The organism is Wukongibacter baidiensis, assembly GCF_050888315.1.
GTDB classification, from domain to species: Bacteria; Bacillota; Clostridia; order Peptostreptococcales; family Caminicellaceae; genus Wukongibacter; species Wukongibacter baidiensis.
Genome location: NZ_CP138202.1, coordinates 5,672,411 through 5,694,459 on the forward strand (window position 1 = coordinate 5,672,411; position 22,049 = coordinate 5,694,459).

Here is a 22,049-nt window from a genome sequence, read left to right on the forward strand (position 1 = left end):
TTATTTTTAATATTTAAATTAAAAGTATGTATAAAAGAAGATTTTGAGGGCAAAATATTTATGGTCTAAGAAGAAATTCTTTTTTTAGAATATAAATAGAGGTATAGGTGATAATTTCCATTTGACTTTATGGATATCACGTGGTAAGATATATCTTGTCGCTGAAAAAACAGCGGCGAAAAAAATGTCGAAAAAAGTTATTGACAAGACAAAAGAGATTTGCTATAATAGATCTTGTCGCTAAAACGACAGAAAAAACTTTGGACATTGAAAACTGAACAGTGTAAGGAATTAAACCTTAGTTTGAAATAATTCAAGCTAAAGATATAATAAACGCCAGATTTTTTTTAAGAGTTTGATCCTGGCTCAGGATGAACGCTGGCGGCGTGCTTAACACATGCAAGTCGAGCGAGAAGGCTATGACTGATTCTTCGGATGAAGGAATAACTGGAAAGCGGCGGACGGGTGAGTAACGCGTGGGTAACCTGCCTTGTACAGAGGGATAGCCACTGGAAACGGTGATTAATACCTCATAAAACTATAGCGTCGCATGGCGCATTAGTCAAAACTCAGGTGGTACAAGATGGACCCGCGTCTGATTAGCTAGTTGGTGGGGTAAAGGCCTACCAAGGCGACGATCAGTAGCCGACCTGAGAGGGTGATCGGCCACACTGGAACTGAGACACGGTCCAGACTCCTACGGGAGGCAGCAGTGGGGAATATTGCACAATGGGCGAAAGCCTGATGCAGCAACGCCGCGTGAGTGAAGAAGGCTTTCGGGTCGTAAAACTCTGTCCTAAGGGAAGAATAATGACGGTACCTTAGGAGGAAGCCCCGGCTAACTACGTGCCAGCAGCCGCGGTAATACGTAGGGGGCAAGCGTTATCCGGAATCACTGGGCGTAAAGGGTGCGTAGGCGGCCAAATAAGCCAGAGGTGAAAGGCTACGGCTCAACCGTAGTAAGCCTTTGGAACTGTATGGCTTGAGTGCAGGAGAGGAGAGTGGAATTCCTAGTGTAGCGGTGAAATGCGTAGATATTAGGAGGAACACCAGTGGCGAAGGCGACTCTCTGGACTGCAACTGACGCTGAGGCACGAAAGCGTGGGGAGCGAACAGGATTAGATACCCTGGTAGTCCACGCCGTAAACGATGAGTGCTAGGTGTCGGGGGTTCACACCCTCGGTGCCGGAGTTAACGCATTAAGCACTCCGCCTGGGGAGTACGGTCGCAAGACTGAAACTCAAAGGAATTGACGGGGACCCGCACAAGTAGCGGAGCATGTGGTTTAATTCGAAGCAACGCGAAGAACCTTACCAGGACTTGACATCCCTGTGACCGGTACTTAATCGTACCTTTCCCTTCGGGGACAGAGGAGACAGGTGGTGCATGGTTGTCGTCAGCTCGTGTCGTGAGATGTTGGGTTAAGTCCCGCAACGAGCGCAACCCTTGTCTTTAGTTGCCAGCAGGTTAAGCTGGGCACTCTAGAGAGACTGCCGGTGACAAACCGGAGGAAGGTGGGGATGACGTCAAATCATCATGCCCCTTATGTTCTGGGCTACACACGTGCTACAATGGCTGGTACAACGGGAAGCGAATGAGTAATCTGGAGCGAATCCCAAAAAGCCAGTCCCAGTTCGGATTGTGGGCTGCAACTCGCCCACATGAAGTTGGAGTTACTAGTAATCGCGGATCAGAATGTCGCGGTGAATGCGTTCCCGGGTCTTGTACACACCGCCCGTCACACCATGGGAGTTGGGGGCACCCGAAGTCAGCTATCTAACTTTTTAAGAGGAAGCTGCCGAAGGTGAAATCAATGACTGGGGTGAAGTCGTAACAAGGTAGCCGTATCGGAAGGTGCGGCTGGATCACCTCCTTTCTAAGGAGAAAACCTTACACTGTTTAGTTTTGAATGTCTAAAGACATTCAATTTAAATATACAACAAAATTATGGGGGCGTAGCTCAGTTGGGAGAGCACCTGCCTTGCAAGCAGGGGGTCAGGAGTTCAAATCTCCTCGTCTCCACCATGAATGTTTGAATGCTATTAAGTTAAAGCACTCAAACATAATTTTGTTCTTTGAAAACTGAACAATGGAGAGAAACAGAATTGCTATAAAAGCAATTTCACTGGTCAAGTTATTAAGGGCATAGGGTGAATGCCTTGGCACCAGGAGCCGATGAAGGACGTGGTAAGCTGCGAAAAGTCTCGGGTAGCTGCAAGCAAGCTTTGATCCGGGAATGTCCGAATGGGGAAACCCATCTAAGTAAACCTTAGATACCTTCTGCTGAATACATAGGCAGTTGGAGGCAACCAGGGGAACTGAAACATCTAAGTACCCTGAGGAAGAGAAAGAAAAATCGATTCCCTCAGTAGCGGCGAGCGAAAGGGGAAGAGCCCAAACCTAGAGCTACGGCTTTAGGGGTTGTGGATAGAGCCATAAAGAGGAAGGTATTCTAACCGAAGAGGTCTGGAAAGGCCCACCGCAGAAGGTGAAAGTCCTGTAGGTGAAAGAAGAAGATCCTTGGCACTACTCCAGAGTACCACGAGGCACGTGAAACCTTGTGGGAAGCTGGGAGGACCACCTCCCAAGGCTAAATACTACCTGGTGACCGATAGAGGATAGTACCGTGAGGGAAAGGTGAAAAGAACCCCGGGAGGGGAGTGAAATAGAACCTGAAACCCTATGTCTACAAGCAGTGGAAGTTCTTTATATGAACGACCATGTACTTTTTGTAGAACGGGCCAACGAGTTACGGTATGCAGCAAGGTTAAGGACCTTTGGTCTGGAGCCGCAGCGAAAGCGAGTCTTAACTGGGCGAATTTAGTTGCATGCCGTAGACCCGAAACCGGGTGACCTATCCATGGGCAGGATGAAGCGAAAGTAAAATTTCGTGGAGGTCCGAACCGTTTAGCGTTGAAAAGCTATCGGATGACCTGTGGATAGCGGAGAAATTCCAATCGAACTCGGAGATAGCTGGTTCTCCCCGAAATAGCTTTAGGGCTAGCCTCAGATTTAGAGAAACGGAGGTAGAGCACTGAATGGCCTAGGGGGCTTCACCGCCTACCGAAGCCTATCAAACTCCGAATGCCGTATTCTTTTATCTGGGAGTCAGACTGCGGGTGATAAGATTCGTAGTCGAGAGGGAAACAGCCCAGACCATCAGCTAAGGTCCCTAAATACAGATTAAGTGGGAAAGGATGTGGAGCTGCTTAGACAACTAGGATGTTGGCTTAGAAGCAGCCACTCATTTAAAGAGTGCGTAATAGCTCACTAGTCGAGTGGCTCTGCGCCGAAAATTACCGGGGCTCAAATCTGTTACCGAAGCTATGGCTTGCCGTATGGCAGGGGTAGGGGAGCATTGTATATCGGCTGAAGCTGTACCGTAAGGAGCAGTGGACTTTATACAAGAGAGAATGTTGGCATAAGTAGCGAGAGGTAGGTGAGAATCCTACCCGCCGAAAACCTAAGGTTTCCTGAGGAAGGCTCGTCCGCTCAGGGTAAGTCGGGACCTAAGCCGAGGACGAAAGTCGTAGGCGATGGACAACAGGTGAAGATTCCTGTACCACCACTTTATCGTTTGAGGAATGGAGGGACGCAGGAGGATAGGCAAAGCCCACGGTTGGTTGAGTGGGTTCAAGCCCGTAGGGAGCAGAGATAGGCAAATCCGTCTTTGCAATCCTGAAAGGTGATGAGGAGCGAAAAATAAGTAGCGAACTTGCTGATTCCACACTGACAAGAAAAGCTTCTACCGAGATAAAAGGTGCCCGTACCGTAAACCGACACAGGTAGGTGAGGAGAGAATCCTAAGGCGAGCGAGATAACTACTGTTAAGGAACTCGGCAAAATGACCCCGTAACTTAGGGAGAAGGGGTGCCACGTTAGGGTGAATAGCCCGAGGTGGCCGCAGAGAATAGGCCCAAGCGACTGTTTAGCAAAAACACAGGTCTCTGCTAAATCGAAAGATGATGTATAGGGGCTGACGCCTGCCCGGTGCTGGAAGGTTAAGGGAAGTGGTTAGCGTATGCGAAGCTGTGAACCGAAGCCCCAGTAAACGGCGGCCGTAACTATAACGGTCCTAAGGTAGCGAAATTCCTTGTCGGGTAAGTTCCGACCCGCACGAAAGGCGTAACGATTTGGGCACTGTCTCAACAGTAGGCTCGGTGAAATTGTAGTACCGGTAAAGATGCCGGTTACCCGCAGCAGGACGGAAAGACCCCGTGGAGCTTTACTGTAGCTTGGCACTGGATTTTGGTATTGCATGTACAGGATAGGTGGGAGACTTAGAAGCATGGACGCCAGTTTGTGCGGAGTCGTTGTTGGGATACCACTCTTGTAATACTGAAGTTCTAACCAGAGACCGTGATCCGGTCTTGGGACACTGTCAGGTGGGCAGTTTGACTGGGGCGGTCGCCTCCCAAAAAGTAACGGAGGCGCCCAAAGGTTCCCTCAGCGCGGTTGGAAATCGCGCGAAGAGTGCAAAGGCAGAAGGGAGCTTGATTGCGAGACATACAGGTCGAGCAAGGACGAAAGTCGGGCTTAGTGATCCGGTGGTTCCGAGTGGAAGGGCCATCGCTCAACGGATAAAAGCTACCCCGGGGATAACAGGCTTATCTCCCCCAAGAGTCCACATCGACGGGGAGGTTTGGCACCTCGATGTCGGCTCGTCTCATCCTGGGGCTGTAGTAGGTCCCAAGGGTTGGGCTGTTCGCCCATTAAAGAGGCACGCGAGCTGGGTTCAGAACGTCGTGAGACAGTTCGGTCCCTATCCGCTGTGGGCGCAGGAAATTTGAGAGGAGCTGTCCTTAGTACGAGAGGACCGGGATGGACGTACCTCTGGTGCATCAGTTGTTCCGCCAGGAGCACCGCTGAGTAGCTATGTACGGAAGGGATAAGCGCTGAAGGCATCTAAGCGCGAAGCCCACCTTAAGATAAGATTTCCCATCCATTATGGATTAAGACCCCAGAAAGACTATCTGGTTGATAGGCCTAAGGTGTAAGGGCAGTAATGTCTTTAGCTGATAGGTACTAATAGGTCGAGGACTTGACCATACTTTCCATTGTTCAGTTTTGAGAGAATAAATGAGTGAAAAGGTATTGACAGTTTGACGAAAACATGGTATCATATATTTTGTCGCTAAGAAAAATAATAGCTGACAAAAAGAGGATAAGAACCATAAATTTCTAAGTAAAATACTTTTGATTTGTTCTCAAAACAAATTGCATAAAATATAAAACAAGCATATATATCCGGTGACAATAGCGAAGAGGATACACCTGTTCCCATATCGAACACAGAAGTTAAGCTCTTCAGCGCTGATGGTACTTGGCGGGCAGCCGCCTGGGAGAGTAAGTCGTTGCCGGTTTGATATTCCAGAGTAGCTCAATGGTGGAGCAACCGGCTGTTAACCGGTAGGCTGTGAGTTCGAATCTCACCTCTGGAGCCAATATATGCCGGGGTGGCGGAACTGGCAGACGCACAGGACTTAAAATCCTGCGGTCCTTAAAGACCGTACCGGTTCGATTCCGGTCCCCGGCACCATCAACAAAATATATATAAATATCGACGCGGGGTGGAGCAGTTGGTAGCTCGTCGGGCTCATAACCCGGAGGTCGCAGGTTCAAGTCCTGTCCCCGCAACCAATAAATCTTATAATGTGGCGGCGTAGCTTAGTTGGCTAGAGCGTTCGGTTCATACCCGAAAGGTCGGTGGTTCGAGTCCACTCGCCGCTACCAAGTTATTAAATTACCAAGGTTTTGGCCCCTTGGTCAAGCGGTTAAGACACCGCCCTTTCACGGCGGTAACAGGGGTTCGAGTCCCCTAGGGGTCACCAATAATTAGCTTCTATTAACTAGAAGCTGACTTGGGCGCATAGCTCAGCTGGGAGAGCACCTGCCTTACAAGCAGGGGGTCACAGGTTCAAGTCCTGTTGCGCCCACCAAGTTATTTGCTTATATGCAAATAGGCTATTATTCAAAATTAAAATACGGTCCAGTAGTTCAGTTGGCTAGAACGCTAGCCTGTCACGCTAGAGGTCGAGGGTTCGAGTCCCTTCTGGATCGCCATTATGCTGGTGTAGCTCAATTGGCAGAGCAGCTGACTTGTAATCAGCAGGTTGCGGGTTCGAGTCCCATCACCAGCTCCATCATAAATATGGAGGGATGCCCGAGTGGCTAAAGGGGGCGGACTGTAAATCCGTTGACTGAGTCTACACTGGTTCGAATCCAGTTCCCTCCACCAACTTAGTAAAATTTTGTAGCGAACCGTAGTTGGTTCGAGGGAAATTTTACGATATTTGCTGATAAGCAAATAAAGTACCTTAATTTATTACTTTTTTATGCGGTAGTGGCTCAGTGGTAGAGCATCGCCTTGCCAAGGCGAGGGTCGAGGGTTCAAATCCCTTCTACCGCTCCAATATAAAATTTATGCGGGTGTAGCTCAGTGGTAGAGCCCCGGCCTTCCAAGCCGGTTGCGAGGGTTCGATCCCCTTCACCCGCTCCAAGAATCATGGCGGCTGTAGTCAAGTGGTTAAGACACAGGATTGTGGCTCCTGCATGCGTGGGTTCGAACCCCATCAGCCGCCCCATTTTAAATATTGATGGGGATTAGCCAAGTCGGTAAGGCAACGGACTTTGACTCCGTCATTCACAGGTTCGAGTCCTGTATCCCCAGCCATATATGACCCATTAGCTCAGTCGGTAGAGCACCTGACTTTTAATCAGGGTGTCCCGCGTTCGAGTCGCGGATGGGTCACCAACTCAACAAAACTTTATAGCGAGCTTTAGCTCGAGAGAAGTTTTGTATTTTTTACCGAAAAGTAAAAAGAGAACATTATAAATACGGCGGCATAGCCAAGTGGTAAGGCAGAGGTCTGCAAAACCTTTATTCCCCAGTTCAAATCTGGGTGCCGCCTCCAATAATTCAATATAACATGCGCCTATAGCTCAGCTGGATAGAGTGTCTGACTACGAATCAGAAGGTCTGGGGTTCGAATCCCTATGGGCGCACCAAATAACAAAAAACCTTGAAAATAATAAATTTTCAAGGTTTTTTTATTTTTAAATGTCTAAGAGTAACATCAGTTAATAAAAATGGCTTGCAAAATTATAATTGCAAGCCCAATCTTTATTAAGTTTTGAAGGTGGATATGGATCTTTTTCATCAGCCAAACCAAGAATGTAATCAACACGTGTATTATAATGTTTTGCAAGTTTAATTAGAATTTCAGTTGGTATGTCTCCTAGACCAATTGCATATTTCACATATCCTGTTTGAGAACAACTTAAAACATTTGCAATTTCTCTTTGAGTAGCATCACTATACTCTCTTAAATCTCGTATTCTTTCATAATGATCGGCCATATTTGCAGCATCTTTAACTAATCCAGATTTCATTGCTTTTGCTTTTAGGGGATAGCGCTTAAAAAAATTGAGGGGACAGGTAAGTTGATTACATAAACCGACGTACCTGTCTTTTGATTTTTAAAAGAGTATTTCAACCCCCAAAAACTGTGGTATAATAAATGGTAAATATTTGGAAAACATGAGGGAGAAATATGTAATGGTAGAAGAACAAAAAAAAGTAAAATTAAAGCTGATTTTATTTGAAAAAGAAAAATTCAAAGCTTCTTTTGGGAGAACTGACTGGGAAAACTTTAAAGAGCATTTTGATACGAAATGGGATGAAATAATAGAACAAGAGAAGAATGTAAAAAATTCAAAAGAAGAGTTCATAAGTGAGAAAGATTTAAACCACTATAAGTGCGACATTAAATACAAGCAAAGTGAAAAAGATGTTACGATAAATAGCTCTTTGGTAGCTGTAATACTAGCAACGGTTGCTTTCGGCTTAAGTGTATTTAAAATTGGCAGTTTTAGTGGAGATTTTAGTCTATCCGCTGAGTCAATTTGGGACATTATATTAAGTGTTTTGACTATATTGGTTACTGGCTTGACTATTGTATTTTTTGTTTTAGTCGTCACATTTCTAATAAGTCTTTTAAGATTAGCGTTAAAGGGCAATATAGAAAAATATGAAATGAAACTCCTCGATTATCAATTGGATATTGTAGAAGAAGAACTAAAGCGTAGAAATAATCAAAGAAATCATGTGGCTGACGAGAAAAAAATGCTAGGAGATTTAGAACGTTCTATAAATCAATTACAGCTGAAAATAGAAGATGTTGAAGTACTAGTCAGACATCTTGATACTAATAAACAACTTAGTGAACCTCAAAAGCACACATCAAGTAAAAATGACGAATCTATTTTATCATTAGAAAAAACAGTAAATGATCTTAATAATGGAGCTAAAGAATTAAGGATTAGTCTAGAAGCAAAGCTTTCAAGTATACAAGGGCTTCTTGAAAATGCTACTATAGAATCAAAAAATAATAAAACTGATGAAACGATTCAGAAGATGGAAAAAATGCTCAGTGAATTAAATAGCATTGACAATATCGCACAAGAACTCAGAATGATATCTTTGAATGCATCTATTGAATCTGCTAAGAGTCAAAGTAGTGGATTTATGCTCATTTCGACTCAAATAAAACAACTCACAGATAATTTGATTGACATCGTTAATCGAATTAAGAATAATAAAAAGTAGATTTTGTAAAAAGATCTTCTCAAAACGAACAAATTCTGAGAAGGTTTTTTTGGGGAAAGGGTCAGATACTATAGGAAGTTAAGTAATTTTTGACAAAAAAGAACCCCCTGGTACGAATGTCAAATGGAAAATTTGAAAATCAAAGGAAGAAAAGCAGGGTCAGGCTCAGCATTAAACTTTACAGACACATAATAAAGTTTAATGCTGAGTCTGGCTTTATTCTACTTGTCCTTTGATGCTTTGAGTAAAATAATTCCAAATTATGATATAATATAAAAGGTATATTTTGTATATGGGAGAGTATTATTGACAGCAATAGTCAGATATATGCTCGGTTAGAAGTATTATCGATATAGATAGTCGGTAATCCCTAGGTTATCTGAAATAACAATTTAAAATAGAGGAGACTGAAATGATACAGACAGTTAAAGGCATTATAGATGCTAATGAAATAGGAGTAACTCTTATGCATGAACATATTATATGCGATAGTATTGGAGCTGATTATATTGACAACACAAAATATGATGTAGAAGAGATTGTAAAAACCATGATTCTATATTTAAAGAAATTGAAAGAAGCAGGATGTGATACCCTGGTAGATTCTACTCCACCAGGAGAAGGAAGATCAGCTAAAATATTAAAAGAATGTTCAATACAATCTGGATTGAATATAATAACTAATACTGGGTCTTTTTATGGAAATGGAGTTAGTAAAGATATTAGAGAAAATGATATTGAAGAAATTGTACAAATTTGGGAAAAAGAATATATTGAAGGTATTGATGGAACAAAGATTAAGCCAGGGTTTATAAAAATAGCATTAGATGATGGGAGGATTTCTCTACTTCAAGAAAAAATACTTAGGGCTGCATGTCGAACAAGTTTGAAGACTAATTTATCAATTCAATGTCATGCGATTTTATCAGAAACAGTATCACAAGCAACTTCTATTCTTAAAGAAGAAGGAGTGGAGTTTAGTAAGTTTATATGGGCTCATGCAGATAGTGAATGTAATATTCCTAAAATGGTTGAATTAGGCAAACAGGAGATGTGGATTGAAATAGATTCTATTGGAAGTATGGCATATGAAAAACATATTGATATATTAAAAGTATTGATTGAAAAAGGTATTATAGATAGACTCTTGATTTCCCAAGATACGGGTTGGTATAACATAGGTGAGGAAAAGGGAGGGAATATCAGACCATACCATAAAATATTAACCGAATTTATTCCAATATGTTATAAAAAAGGTCTGAAAAAAGAAGAAATACATACTATCATGGTATCTAATCCTGCTAGATGTCTAGATATAAAATTAGGGTAGTATTGTTACTCCTGATAACATGTACATTTGAAAATATTAGTGACATAAGAGTAGTTGGTAACCCATGAGTTATATAAAATCGCGTGCAAGGTCTGCCATGCATTGTTGCGGATAGATTGTGAATACAAGATATGAAGAAGTACATTATATGTAGTTAGTAGTAGATATCTATTATTTAAAATGGAAAGGAATAGTAAAAATGCATAAAAGGTATTATTCTAAGCATGATCCATTGCTCACAGTAATTGTCTGGGGATCTATAATCATTAGTTTTATTCCTATTATTTCAGGAGCAATAAGAGGATCGCAGGCACTTTGTGTTTTAAGTATAATATGGACTCTAGTGATTGGTTTTTTAGGGTGGTTATGGTTAGGAACATACTATGAGTTGCATGAAAAGTATCTTTTAATATGCTCTGGTCCTATAAAAGAAAAATACTATTATAAGAATATTACACTGATAAAGTCATCTCAAGCACTTTGCTCATCATCATCGTTATCAATTATCCGACTTGAAGTATATTGTAATGGGTATTTAATAAGATACATATCTCCAAAAGATACATCAACATTTATAAAAGATTTTAGAGCAAAATGCCCAAGTGCTTTGGTTGAAGTTAACTAAACAAAAGCTGTATTTAGGAAGGAGCAAATTGATGAGTAAGATTTTTCTATTTAGAGGGAAAGCAGCTACTGGAAAAACTACAATAACAGATTTATTGAGTAATGAATTAAATGTTGCTATACTACGTAAAGATGATATTTATGATAAGTTATCTGTATTTAATTTGGAACACTCAGAGAAGAACAAAGCCTCCTATGATATTTTGGAAAAGATACTACAAACTAATATTGATACAAATAGTAATCTAATTCTTGATGTTAGTTTAGCACATAATCCATATTTAAATCATTTTCTATCAAAGATTGATTTGAAAGGGTCGCAAATATATAAGTTTTTATGTATATGTAGTAATCAAGCAGAATGGAAAAAGCGAATTGAAGGAAGAATAAAGAACCCATCACCAAATCAAATTTTTAATAGTGTGCAGGAAGCAGAACAGCATTATAAAAAATATGATATTGCACAAGTTGAAAATGAAATTATTCTTGATAGTTCAGATGATATATCAATTATTATGAAGAAGATTTACGAAGTAGTAGGTTGAAATAAGTGAATTTAGACTTTATATATTCTAATTAGTAAAGTCTAACCCCGTTTTGAATGTTTAAGGATAATAAGAATGGGAAATGGGGTACTAGGCTTTTATAATTTTATAGGTGCATTTGCGAAAGAGAGATAGTAAATAAAAAATAAATGGACAAAAGGGATACTAAGATCTACATCTTAATATCCCTTTGTTGTTGCTATTGCTATAACTTCTGCAAATTATTCTAGAATATATTTTCCTAACGGGTTGATTTGATTATGGGTAAAATTACTCATATAATCTTAGAGTTCTAGGCCGTAAGCATCAGAGAAAAATGTCAAAATATACATTTTAAGACCTAATATTCACATAATTTCCATTTGTTTGTTTACACGTGTATGAGAACATTGGTATAATTTACATTAGCAGTTTGATAATGTAAAAAATGCCCGATGGTAATATAGAGCTAAACAGCAGTACAATTCTTATGAAAGGCAATGAAGGAATAAGTCTAAAACAAAGAGATACTGCTCTTGATATACTTGAAGACATGACGCCTAACGGTGGAAAGGTAAACATAGAATAAAATAAGGGGGATATAAACATGACTCCTAATAAGAAGGCATACGTAGTTAGAGGTGCCAAGATGAGATGTAAATTGGGAAGCCATACAAGGAAGATTAACCTTCCAATCTGCCATGGAGCATACGTAAACGGAAAGCCAGTGATGAATGAAGAAGATAACAAAGTAGAGGATAACGTGCCATACTTTGGGATATGCAGTAGTCCCGAAAATAAATGTACAGAAATAATAGATTTAAAGAGTGAAGAGGACGGAAGCAGAATAACTGGCAAAAAATGCACCCCGGAATTCCTAGCAGAATGGATAAACACAAAGGAAGATGCCCTAGTAGATGGGAAAAAGGCACTCACAACGGATTCAAAGCTGATCTGTACCTATATGGGAGAAATCGGATTTATAAGTGATGGGCAGGAGGTAGAGAAGAAGGAAGGAGAGCAAGTAGAGGAAGAAAAAATATCAATAGATGGAGAAAAGCAGACAGGGAAACTAGAAGAGAGTATAAAAGCAAAAATACTAAGGGGGGACGGTATAGGCTCAGGATATCCATTCTTCACTATGGACAAAGAAGAAATAAAAGCAAAAGTAGCAGATGGTTTTATGGAAACAGCTAAGGCTATCCCTTTACCACCAAGTAATCACAACAATGTCAAAAAGGCACAGTACTATTTAGAGGTAATGGGTTTTGATATCGGTGGAATAGATGGTATTATGGGTGTAAAGAGCTCGTCTGCTCTAGTAATTTTGCAAAGCTACATAGATAGAGAGAATGTAACTGGGGAAGTAAATGTCTTAACAATAGAAAAACTTAAGTCTTTAGCAGAAAGTGGCGTTACATATAGTTCAATCAAAACAACATATATAGATAATTGGAGTCCTAGAAGTGCAACAATTAGTAAGGTTCGAGAAAAAAATGGACACCTTGAGAAAGAAAACATGGTTAGAATACCTACTAAAGGTGGAGGAAATGCCTATGCTGAAAAAGAAAGTGTAATATCATGGGCAATGATGGTCAATGAAGCCATGGAGTATAATAAAACAACACAAGCAAAACTGAAAATAAGTAACTTTGGTTTAAAAGGGCCAAATTCAGGATATCGTGCATATAATCAACAGGTAGAAGCATATATTGATGATGAATATCTTGGTGGAGCGCTTGCTGCTAATGTTTCGAGATATTGGAAAAAACCTGAAGCAGCTAAGGAATGGCTGAATGAAAATGCGAAGAATTTCGGAAAAAATGGACATTGGAATAATGTACCGGATAATGTAACCGCAGAAGGTGGACCATTGGCAGGATATGGTGCAAGTAAGCATGGTTGGGGACTTGCTCTTGATATGTGTGTAGGTAATAAGCAGAATAGTTTTGCAGATTCACTTGAATGTGAATGGCTGGAGAAAAATGCTGCAAAATATGGATTTGAAGGATTAGTAAAAAACACGAACAAAAAAGGGAAGACTAGATATTTAGAAACTTGGCACTGGAACTATACAAAATAAAGTAAAAAGGAGCACATCAGTAATGAAAAAAATACTAATATTTGTATTGATAACTGTATTTGGACTATCAGGTTGCGATATTAGCTACAATAATTCTGATGCGAGGAATTATCAAGAAAAAACACCTATTGTAAGTGAAGACAATAGTGGGAAGGGAGCATTAGATGCAAGTAATAGCTCTTCTGAGAATACAAAAACTACTATGGTAGGTAATACCTCAAGTAATATTTATAACTATGGGGTTGTAGCTACAGATGGAGAATGGGAGTACTTTTGGGCTGGAGCAACACACGGAATGGATGAATTTAATGGGGGAAAATTATGTAAAATGAAAATAGATGGAAGCGATTTTCAAGTCCTTTCAGATGACAGACCCTATTATATAAATGTTGTTGGTGATTGGGTGTATTATATAAAGCAGGAAAATGAAGAAGCAAGTTTAGGTTATGGCTATGGGAAAATATACAGAATACGTAAAGATGGGACGGATAGAAAAGAGCTGTATAGTTATGATAGTAGCAATATGATAGTAGTGGGAGAATGGATATACTTCACAAATGAATCAGATGGAAAAAAGATTTACAGGATTAAAGTCGATGGAAGCGAAGCAACCCCTCTGAATAACTCGGAAAGTTTTGCCCTGCAATATGCAGATGGGTGGCTTTATTACGAAGTCAAAGAGAGTGAAGATGTTTATTATTTTTACAAAATGAGCATAGAACAGGATTCTAAGCCAATCCATGTAAATTTTCCGGTGGGTGATTTTATTGTAAATAATGGCTGGATATATTATTCAAATAATGAAGACCAAGATACTCTATATAGAGCAAGAGTAGATGGAACTGACAATATAAAGCTATTTGATGAGCCTTTTTCTTCCTTTAGTGTTACAAAAGATTCAGTTTATTGCTTTAGCCTAGAAGCAATATTTTATAGAGATACTGGAGGCCATAGTAATGAACTATATAAAATAGATATAGATGGGAACCAGGTAATTAAGATTCCAAATGAGAATGATCCTCTACCAATTCATAGAAGTCATTTTGGCGGTATTGTTGGAAGTTATATTTATTACTGGGATTTCCATGGTGAATGGTTTGAGTTAGCTAGAATGAAAAATGATGGAACTTCAGATGAAATTTTAATTGACAAATTGAAAGAAGTACGTTGATTTTGATCTTTGAAGCAATGGATATGATGTTGACTTCTTTTGCATGACTAAGAAAAGTGCATACTAATAGAAGGTTAGAGACAGTTTATAACAATTAAAAATAGGTATGACGGTGGATGGTATCCCGTGTGTGGTTAAACTATTGCAATAACTATATTCTTAAAAAGTAGATACATGCATAAGATTTTTACACCTCATGAATATATAGCAAAGATTAGTGGCATTTTAATAGAAATTTTAGAAAAAGGGAGCGGGAATTAACTTAAGAAAAGTTAAATTTAGATTTTGAAAATGAAGAAATGATAACTAAATATGAAATTTGCCAGAGAAAAAGGGAAGATGAAAACATGAAAAAAATATTAATAACAATGATTACAATACTTACTATTTCGGCCTGTAGCACAACTGATATTACAAAGGCTAAGGAAGAAGATAATATAAGCCATAATAATATAGAGAACCAGGTATCTAATGGCGAAGAAGAAAATGCAACTAAAAATGAAGGTGAGATTACCAAATATGGAAATTCTCCAGGTAATATAGGCAATGGTGGGTTAGCTGCAAAACAAGGGGACTGGATATATTATTCTCTGCAGGAAGAAAGTCAAACTGGAAGAGATCTTTATAAAATGAAAACCGATGGAAGTAATAGAACAAAAATAAGCAATGATTATTGCATGTATCTGAATATTATAGATGACTGGATATATTACAGTAACCTATCGGATGATGACAAATTATATAAAATGAAAACTGATGGAACAAATAGAAGTAAATTAATAGATTTTAGAAGTGAAGATATCCATGTTATAGATGACTGGATATATTTTAGGGAGTTCTTCGATGACAAAGTATACAAGATGAGAATAGATGGCAGCAATTTAACGAAATTAAGCGATGATAATGTTTCTGAAATAAATGTATTAAAGGATTGGATTTATTATAGAAATAAATCAGATATTGGAAGTATATATAAAATGAAGACAGATGGAACAAATAGAGAAAAATTAAATGATGATAATAGTTTTTTTATAATAGCAGAAGGAGATTGGATATACTATAGTAATTTTGATGACAACAGTAGATTGTATAAGATAAAAATTGATGGTTCAGAAAGAACGAGACTGAGTGAACATGATTCTCAACGCTTAAACGTTAAGGATGATTGGATATATTATAGTAGCCTTTCAGATGCAACAGATTATATATATGAACAAGCCATTTATGAAAACGCAACCCTTCGTAAAATTAGAATTGATGGCAGCCAGGATACAGAGCTATGTAAAGATAGGGGAACAAACATAAATATAGTTGATAATATAATTTTCTATGACAGTCTTTTTGCTGAACATGATGAGTTATATAAAATAAAAATAGACGGTAGTGAAAACTTAAAAGTAGAGTAATCATAGGAATAAAAGATATTTCAGAGGAAAATGAAGTGTGTAAAAAGTACGAGGAGGCTTGAAAATGAGGGTCATAGAATATGAAGATATAAAAATAGAAACCCCCTATAAGCTCTTATCCGTAGAAGAAGTAAAAATGAAACACGATATTAATGATCATGCACAGATAATGATAAAGGGGATAATAGAGGAAGAAGAGGGTTATGATGCAACAATAAATACGGAGCTACAAGACTACATAAAAATATATAGACAGGGTGAAGAAGAAGATATAATAGTATTTAAAGGACAAATAGCAATGGTGAAAACCCTAGGAGAAGGAAGGCTGTATAGAATAGAAATAGAAGGTATCTCATCGAGTTTTCTATTAGATACAAAGAAAAAAAGCAGATCCTTTCAAAACGTAAATATGACCTATAATGAACTAATAAGGGAAGTAATAGGAGATCATAGAGACAGTGATTTTATACTAAATGTAGAAGATAGAAAAATAGAAAATCCAATCATACAATATGAAGAAACTGATTGGGAATTCTTAAAAAGATTAGCAAGCCACTTTAATACAGTACTAATATGTGATATATCCGATAATAAACCAAGATTTATCTTTGGATTTGCCAAGAAAAATAAGAAGGAAATAGAAGATACAAAATTCTATAGGGCGTCAAAGGATTTAGAAGCACTGAAAAGGGCAGAAAGAGACTTTCATGACACAGATTTTTTCTATTATGAAATAGAGAGTAAAGAGGACTATGAGATACAAGATGAAGTATGGTTCAAACAGAAAAGACTATATATAAGCAAGATAGAAGTTTTATATAGTGGTGGAATATTTAAATATAGATATAGGTTATCAAGAATAAAGGGTATCTACACAAATAAAAGAAATAACGATAATATAAAGGGCGTAGCAATAGAGGGAAAGGTAATAGACAGGAAGGAAGATAAAATAAAGCTACATCTAAAGATAGACAAGGAGCAAAACAAAGAGGATGCCTACTGGTTTACTTACGCTCCACTAACAAATAACGCAATGTACCTTTTACCAGAAATAAACACATATGCAAGACTCTACTTTCCAAACAGCAAAGAAAAAGATGGACAAGCAGTAAATAGCGTAAGAAAAAACGGAGATAGCTGCTCTGAAACAAGTAACCCAAACATAAGATACCTAACAACAAAGGACAAAAACCAGATAAAAATGAGTCCAGGTGAAGTAGAAATAAAATCAAATAAGGATTTACCACTAAAACTGAGTTTGAATGATGAAAAAGGAATAGAAATATGGAGCAATAGAGATATAATAGTAAATGCTTTAAAGGAATTGAGAATTATAGCCGGGGGAAAAATAAAAATAATAGCAGCAGACCAGATAGTACTTACAAGCAAAAAAGTACCTCAAAGCATATCAATAGAAAATGAAATTCATATACTAGGGAAAATAGTATATCTTGAAGGAAGAGAAAGAATAAGCTATCTTCCCTTCGATGATGCGCCGGAGGCATGTATTCCAGAGAAAAAAGCAAGCTTTAACTGGGGTAATCTTGCAAAGAATATACTATGTGGCATAGCTGTAGTAGCAGCAGTAGCGGCAGTTACAGTACTGACCTTTGGAACAGGGACGGTGGCAATAGCAGCAGCAACAGGAGCAATGATAGTAGGAAGTATAGCAGTAATGGGAGAAGGAAAAATAAGTGAAAAAGAGAAGAAAGATAAGAGCAGTTCTGAGGAAGCTATAACAGGGGCTATAAGTGGAGCATATACAGGAGCGGTAGAACCCTTGGTAATAAAGAAGGAATTAATAGCTGGAGAAAAGGAGAAAGGAAAATTAGAAGATAGAGTGAAGGCTGAAATCCTAAGTGGAGAAGGTATAAGCTTAGGATATTCAATCTTTAATATAGATATAGAAAAACAAGGAACGAAATTAAAAGTAGCAAATAAAAAGTCTGAAAACATTCCGACTTGGTTAGAAAATGGAGCAGATAGAATAGTTGGAGATGTTGCTGCCGGAGAAATAATTGGTAATGTACCAAGTGAATATGAGCAGTATATTGATAAACTTAGAAAAACTCATCCGAATTGGACCTTTGAATTTTTTGAATCTCCTGTTACATGGGAAGAATTGATAAAGGCTCAGGACGTGAAGGATACAAATCTGATTGAGACGAGTTATCCACAATCATATAGAGAGCCAGATCCAAATAATAAGGATGGCTGGTCTCCTCCAGTAAAACAAGTTATAGAGTATTATGCGGATCCTAGAAATTTCCTGAATAATGAGAAAGATTTATTCCAATTTTTAGAATTGGGATATGAAAAAGAGTCAAATAGAGAAACTCTTCAAGGAGTAAAAAATATATTAGAAAATACAGTACATATTAACTATGGGGAAACAATTATGAAGGCAGCAGAAGAATCTAAAGTAAGTTCATATTATCTTGCGGCAAAACTAGTCGCAGAAGCGGGTAGAACAGGGAATCCACTAACCTCTGGAACTGTGGAAAACTATGAAGGTTGCTTTAATCCATATAATTGGGATGCATCTGGTAAAACGGACAAGGAAGTTTTAAGAAAAGGGGCAAAATTTGCTAATGATAAGGGATGGCATTCTATAGAAGCAGGGATAGTAGGAGGTGCAAAAAAGCTAGGACGAGACTATATAAGTATTGGACAAGATACAGTATATACTCAAAAGTTTGATATAGTAGGTGAAAAGTATTTTAACCACCAGTATATGCAAAATATAGCTGTTGCTTCATTAGAGGGACCTAAATTGTATAAAGTATACAAAGAAACTGGGGCATTAGATGCTAATTTAGTATTTAAAATACCCGTTTATAGTGATTTACCTGAGGTAAGAACATCTCTGCCTGAGTAATCAAGTAATTAAATTAAAAGCAGTAATATATATGGAATTTGGGTATGATTGAAAAAATCAATTTCTAACATTTTTCCCCATTTGTCAATGAAAATGATTACTGTATAATTCTTGCGAAAAGGGTGATATAAAAATGAGAAGAGGTTTAATTATAATGATGATTTTTTCCCTTTTTCTGACTTCAGGTTGTATGAATACTATTGGAATAGAGGTAGAAAAGCAAAGGGACAAAGAGACTAAGATTATTGAAAATGTAGAAAATATCAAAACTAATGATACTAAAGACGAGGAAATGAACTCAAGCCTTGGAACAAGAGGGGGCTGGTTTTCACCATATAGCTTTGAGATATTAAAAGAGCTTGAGGGGAAAGAGTTTAAGCTACAACATAAAAGAGTGAGTGAAGAAGAAGTAAAGAATTTTCTGAGAGATTCCTCAAACTTTTCCCATTGGGAATTATCAACAAATGACTCTAAAGTATTTCATTATCAATTTGAAGATATTGACTACTATAGAAACAAAGGGGAAAGAGAGATACTATATTTTGACTTTAAGCAAGACTTTAGTGAAGATATTTTCTACAGCGGATTTTCTGGTGGAGGAGTTAGCATATTAATTGATTATGAAAATAATACAATGACTATATTAAAAAATAGAATTGATACAAAGGTCATTATCAGCGCTGTTAAGTTTTCTAAAGAATATCAAATGAGAGACATGATGTTTCTAGGAGGATATAAGGAAAACTCTAAATATAAAGTAGTATTCGTTGATAAAAATAATATTCTATATATAGTCAGTGGTGATCCAATAGAGCTAGTTAAAACGAAAAAGTTAGATGAGTGGAAAGTTATTTCTGTATATGCTAGAGAAAATTTTAGTGGAGAATCCCAAGAGTGCTATACTTATTTACTAAATGAAGAAAAGAGTAAATTGAGAAAGTTAGATCTGTTAAGGGATGAAGAAATCTACACAAAAGATATTGATAAAAGAATAAAGGGTACGATAAAAAAAATTGAGCCAGAGGGAATTGGCCTTGGGATAATATTTGTTTTATCAAAGTTAGATGATAATTATGTACTGTATAAGAGTAGAGAAGACGACTTTGGCTTTGTAGATATGAAGGATAGGGATTCCGATGGGGAGGTATTTGAAAATATTGATGATATAAGATTTTATACACAAAACCCCAAAAGCATGCATCTGATAATACTTGATAAGAAAAGCGAAATACCTATAAGGAAAATAGAAGCCTTTGGTTTGGATTGGATAGAATTAGAGTAAGGTATTGGTTAGAAAGATAATATCGTTGTGATAATTTCCTAAAGGGTCCAATATGAAGCTTTGTGCACATAAGAGGCTCAACCATCTGATTTATGTAGATGGCTGAGCCTAAAAAATATCTGTATAGTAGGGGAAAAGGGCTTTTATAGTTTAGTCTCTTTAATACATTTAACAGAGGACAGCCTGTCCCTATGTCCTTGGGATCTTTTAGAAATAGAGAATAGGTGATAGTTTGTGAAAAGAGGGGGGAGTATGGAGATGAAGAATAAAAATATGTCATTAATAGAAGTAGTTTTTGTTATTATATGTTTACTTTTTATTACTTTCTTCTATACAAATCGTGTATTAACATGCATGCTTTCACTACTAGCATTAATTATTTTTAAGAACCAATTAATAAATCACAAAAGGGATATTCAGAAAGAAAAAAAATTTTTGTACGCATTTATTTTAATTTTTTTAGCATATATGGGGCTTCACCTATATTTTAAGTATGGCGTAAATACAGAGCAATACACACTTAATCAATCGAGGTTACTATTACAATTACCATTAACAATGACCATTTTACTAGGTTATTTATTCAAAGTCAGACTAAGTGATTTTAACTGGGGTATAACTCTTAAAAGTTTTCTTGTAGTTGTACTAATGTTTGTTTTATTAGAGTTAGTAACGTTTGTTGATTCTCTAACGGAGATTAATACGATTGGTTATTATATTAAAAATTTTATACAAAAATTATATTATCCAAGTATAGTAGAGGAAGTGGTTTTTAGAGGATTTTTCTTAAGCGGATTGCTTGCATTTGAGGTAAGAGAAGATAAAGCCAACATAATTCAATCTGTTATTTTTGGCTCAATTCATATTATAGGTTATAATGAAATTTCTGCAATTATTATTCTATCTACTTGTCTTCAAATGTACATAGGATTTTTATTTGGTAAAATTTACATACAAACAAAGTCACTAACACCATGTATATTACTACATGCACTTATAGATACAATCTAGAGAGGCTAGGGTTAGTATATATGGGTCATGAGACTACACCACCTAACAATGCATCTTCGTAAAGATTTGCAGGAGATTCTTCTAGGGCTTGTCGAAGAAGTATTCCTTTTGTAAAGGGCCTGGGGGTCAGCTTTTATAATTTTATAGATACTGAAGAATGGGGAAAAGTAAAATGAGTTCGAGCAAAACTTACATATTATTTTATTTGTGGTCGGGAATATTTTTATCTAGAGGAATAAATCTTATATTTAATAAAACCTATAAAGAGGCATATATGGATGAATATTGTAAGAAATTGAGTAAAAAGTATACTGTGAAAAATAAAGAAGGTCTAACAAAGCTCAGAGCAAATATTCATATAATTGAAGGGCTATCATTTATATTATTTGGATATCTTTATAAGCATAATATGGAAAACTTTTTAATCTTCTCTATGATTATTGTAGCAATAGAAACTTTCAGTTATAAAAGAAAATTAAATTACTTACAAGTAAAATCTAAAGACATTAACTAAAGATTTTCTTAATTAAAAAAGAAAGCTCAAATAACTACTATTTATAAAAGTCATTGATATAGGAGGAAAAAATGAGTAATTATCCAGTTGATATACAAAAATTTCATGAAACAATACTAAGATTAAAAGGAATCTCTACAATAGAGAGTGGAATCGAAAATTTAGGATATGTAAATTTAGAGATGTTAGGTTTATCAGAATTCTCACATCTTCCACATGCTTCTCTTTTAAGGACAAATGGTGGCTTAGAAGACGAAGTACTTATACAATTTGAATTTTCAATAGATTATTCTGTGGAGAGTTTTGAATCATTAGAATTCATATCGTGGTTTATTAGAGACTGTGCGAGGGGAGGAACTAAAGTTCAGTTAAGACCTTTTGCGCTTCCACCAGTAACACCGAATGGTAGACAGCTTGGTAAAACACTTAAATTCCACATTGATTTATTCATAGATAATATTGCCGGAACTTTAGAATCAGTATTTAAAGTAATTCGGGAGCTTAATAAATCAATGAATTTATTTATTGATTTATATAATATACAGTTAAAAGATAATATAAAGTAACTCAGGTGGAGTTAAGGGTTAATTGATCGTGAGCCTACACCCTTGCTTTATA

At 37.3% G+C, this 22,049-nt stretch carries 13 protein-coding genes, 17 tRNA genes and 3 rRNA genes; 32 read left to right on the plus strand and 1 reads right to left on the minus strand.

The window, feature by feature from the left end; translation table 11 throughout:
• The first annotated feature begins 343 nt into the window (after positions 1–343).
• From R9X47_RS25640 to R9X47_RS25735, 20 genes are all read left to right on the plus strand, one after another.
• Positions 344–1,876: ribosomal RNA gene (locus R9X47_RS25640) — 16S ribosomal RNA — on the plus strand.
• A 73-nt stretch (positions 1,877–1,949) separates the two neighbouring features.
• A tRNA-Ala gene (locus tag R9X47_RS25645) sits at positions 1,950–2,025 on the plus strand.
• A gap of 102 nt (positions 2,026–2,127) precedes the next feature.
• Positions 2,128–5,049 (plus strand): 23S ribosomal RNA (locus R9X47_RS25650).
• A 197-nt stretch (positions 5,050–5,246) separates the two neighbouring features.
• Positions 5,247–5,363, plus strand: a 5S ribosomal RNA gene (gene rrf, locus R9X47_RS25655).
• The 16S, 23S and 5S rRNA genes sit together here with 17 tRNA genes alongside, the layout of an rRNA operon.
• Before the next feature lie 6 nt (positions 5,364–5,369).
• Positions 5,370–5,444 (plus strand) — tRNA-Asn (locus tag R9X47_RS25660).
• Between the two features lie 6 nt (positions 5,445–5,450).
• Positions 5,451–5,539 (plus strand) — tRNA-Leu (locus R9X47_RS25665).
• A 25-nt stretch (positions 5,540–5,564) separates the two neighbouring features.
• Positions 5,565–5,640 (plus strand) — tRNA-Met (locus R9X47_RS25670).
• Between the two features lie 16 nt (positions 5,641–5,656).
• Positions 5,657–5,733, plus strand: a tRNA-Met gene (locus R9X47_RS25675).
• A gap of 23 nt (positions 5,734–5,756) precedes the next feature.
• Positions 5,757–5,831, plus strand: a tRNA-Glu gene (locus R9X47_RS25680).
• A gap of 32 nt (positions 5,832–5,863) precedes the next feature.
• A tRNA-Val gene (locus R9X47_RS25685) sits at positions 5,864–5,939 on the plus strand.
• A 47-nt stretch (positions 5,940–5,986) separates the two neighbouring features.
• Positions 5,987–6,063: transfer RNA gene (locus tag R9X47_RS25690), tRNA-Asp, on the plus strand.
• 4 nt (positions 6,064–6,067) lie between these two features.
• A tRNA-Thr gene (locus R9X47_RS25695) sits at positions 6,068–6,143 on the plus strand.
• A 10-nt stretch (positions 6,144–6,153) separates the two neighbouring features.
• Positions 6,154–6,238, plus strand: a tRNA-Tyr gene (locus tag R9X47_RS25700).
• 99 nt (positions 6,239–6,337) lie between these two features.
• Positions 6,338–6,412 (plus strand) — tRNA-Gly (locus tag R9X47_RS25705).
• 13 nt (positions 6,413–6,425) lie between these two features.
• A tRNA-Gly gene (locus R9X47_RS25710) sits at positions 6,426–6,499 on the plus strand.
• 9 nt (positions 6,500–6,508) lie between these two features.
• Positions 6,509–6,584: transfer RNA gene (locus R9X47_RS25715), tRNA-His, on the plus strand.
• 13 nt (positions 6,585–6,597) lie between these two features.
• A tRNA-Gln gene (locus R9X47_RS25720) sits at positions 6,598–6,673 on the plus strand.
• 5 nt (positions 6,674–6,678) lie between these two features.
• Positions 6,679–6,754: transfer RNA gene (locus R9X47_RS25725), tRNA-Lys, on the plus strand.
• 85 nt (positions 6,755–6,839) lie between these two features.
• Positions 6,840–6,914, plus strand: a tRNA-Cys gene (locus R9X47_RS25730).
• Between the two features lie 17 nt (positions 6,915–6,931).
• Positions 6,932–7,008: transfer RNA gene (locus R9X47_RS25735), tRNA-Arg, on the plus strand.
• Between the two features lie 72 nt (positions 7,009–7,080).
• Here the strand turns inward: R9X47_RS25735 and R9X47_RS25740 are convergent.
• The gene (locus R9X47_RS25740) at positions 7,081–7,392 is read right to left on the minus strand and encodes a helix-turn-helix domain-containing protein (protein WP_432663956.1); all 312 of its coding nucleotides are present in this window, start codon (positions 7,390–7,392) and stop codon (positions 7,081–7,083) included.
• A 166-nt stretch (positions 7,393–7,558) separates the two neighbouring features.
• On the opposite strand from R9X47_RS25740, the gene R9X47_RS25745 reads away from it, so the two are divergent.
• The 12 genes from R9X47_RS25745 (at position 7,559) to R9X47_RS25800 (ending at position 21,997) form a co-directional block, all read left to right on the plus strand.
• Positions 7,559–8,608 carry a hypothetical protein gene (locus R9X47_RS25745; protein WP_432663957.1) on the plus strand — a complete coding sequence of 350 codons (1,050 nt, stop codon included), beginning with the start codon at positions 7,559–7,561 and terminating at the stop codon, positions 8,606–8,608.
• Positions 8,609–9,020: 412 nt separating this feature from the next.
• Positions 9,021–9,938: a phosphotriesterase family protein gene (locus R9X47_RS25750; RefSeq protein ID WP_432663958.1), complete on the plus strand. Its 918-nt coding sequence runs from the start codon at positions 9,021–9,023 to the stop codon at positions 9,936–9,938.
• Between the two features lie 199 nt (positions 9,939–10,137).
• Positions 10,138–10,563, plus strand: a complete 426-nt coding sequence (locus R9X47_RS25755) for a PH domain-containing protein (RefSeq protein ID WP_432663959.1) — start codon at positions 10,138–10,140, stop codon at positions 10,561–10,563.
• Between the two features lie 31 nt (positions 10,564–10,594).
• Positions 10,595–11,107, plus strand: coding sequence for an AAA family ATPase (locus R9X47_RS25760; protein ID WP_432663960.1), 513 nt, complete (start codon positions 10,595–10,597; stop codon positions 11,105–11,107).
• Positions 11,108–11,693: 586 nt separating this feature from the next.
• Positions 11,694–13,169 (plus strand): PAAR-like protein, encoded by a 1,476-nt coding sequence (locus R9X47_RS25765; protein WP_432663961.1) that lies wholly within the window; start codon positions 11,694–11,696, stop codon positions 13,167–13,169.
• A 22-nt stretch (positions 13,170–13,191) separates the two neighbouring features.
• Positions 13,192–14,340, plus strand: a complete 1,149-nt coding sequence (locus tag R9X47_RS25770) for a DUF5050 domain-containing protein (RefSeq protein ID WP_432663962.1) — start codon at positions 13,192–13,194, stop codon at positions 14,338–14,340.
• Between the two features lie 347 nt (positions 14,341–14,687).
• A complete protein-coding gene (locus R9X47_RS25775) occupies positions 14,688–15,746 on the plus strand; it encodes a DUF5050 domain-containing protein (RefSeq protein ID WP_432663963.1) in 1,059 nt (352 codons plus the stop codon).
• Positions 15,747–15,810: 64 nt separating this feature from the next.
• Entirely contained in the window at positions 15,811–18,624 is a 2,814-nt protein-coding gene (locus R9X47_RS25780) for a contractile injection system protein, VgrG/Pvc8 family (protein ID WP_432663964.1), read from the plus strand.
• 133 nt (positions 18,625–18,757) lie between these two features.
• Positions 18,758–19,906, plus strand: a complete 1,149-nt coding sequence (locus R9X47_RS25785; RefSeq protein ID WP_432663965.1) for a hypothetical protein — start codon at positions 18,758–18,760, stop codon at positions 19,904–19,906.
• 258 nt (positions 19,907–20,164) lie between these two features.
• Positions 20,165–20,917 (plus strand): CPBP family intramembrane glutamic endopeptidase, encoded by a 753-nt coding sequence (locus tag R9X47_RS25790; RefSeq protein WP_432663966.1) that lies wholly within the window; start codon positions 20,165–20,167, stop codon positions 20,915–20,917.
• Between the two features lie 172 nt (positions 20,918–21,089).
• Complete coding sequence (locus R9X47_RS25795; protein WP_432663967.1) at positions 21,090–21,431, plus strand: hypothetical protein; 342 nt, start codon at positions 21,090–21,092, stop codon at positions 21,429–21,431.
• Between the two features lie 71 nt (positions 21,432–21,502).
• Complete coding sequence (locus R9X47_RS25800) at positions 21,503–21,997, plus strand: hypothetical protein (RefSeq protein ID WP_432663968.1); 495 nt, start codon at positions 21,503–21,505, stop codon at positions 21,995–21,997.
• Positions 21,998–22,049 lie beyond the last annotated feature (52 nt).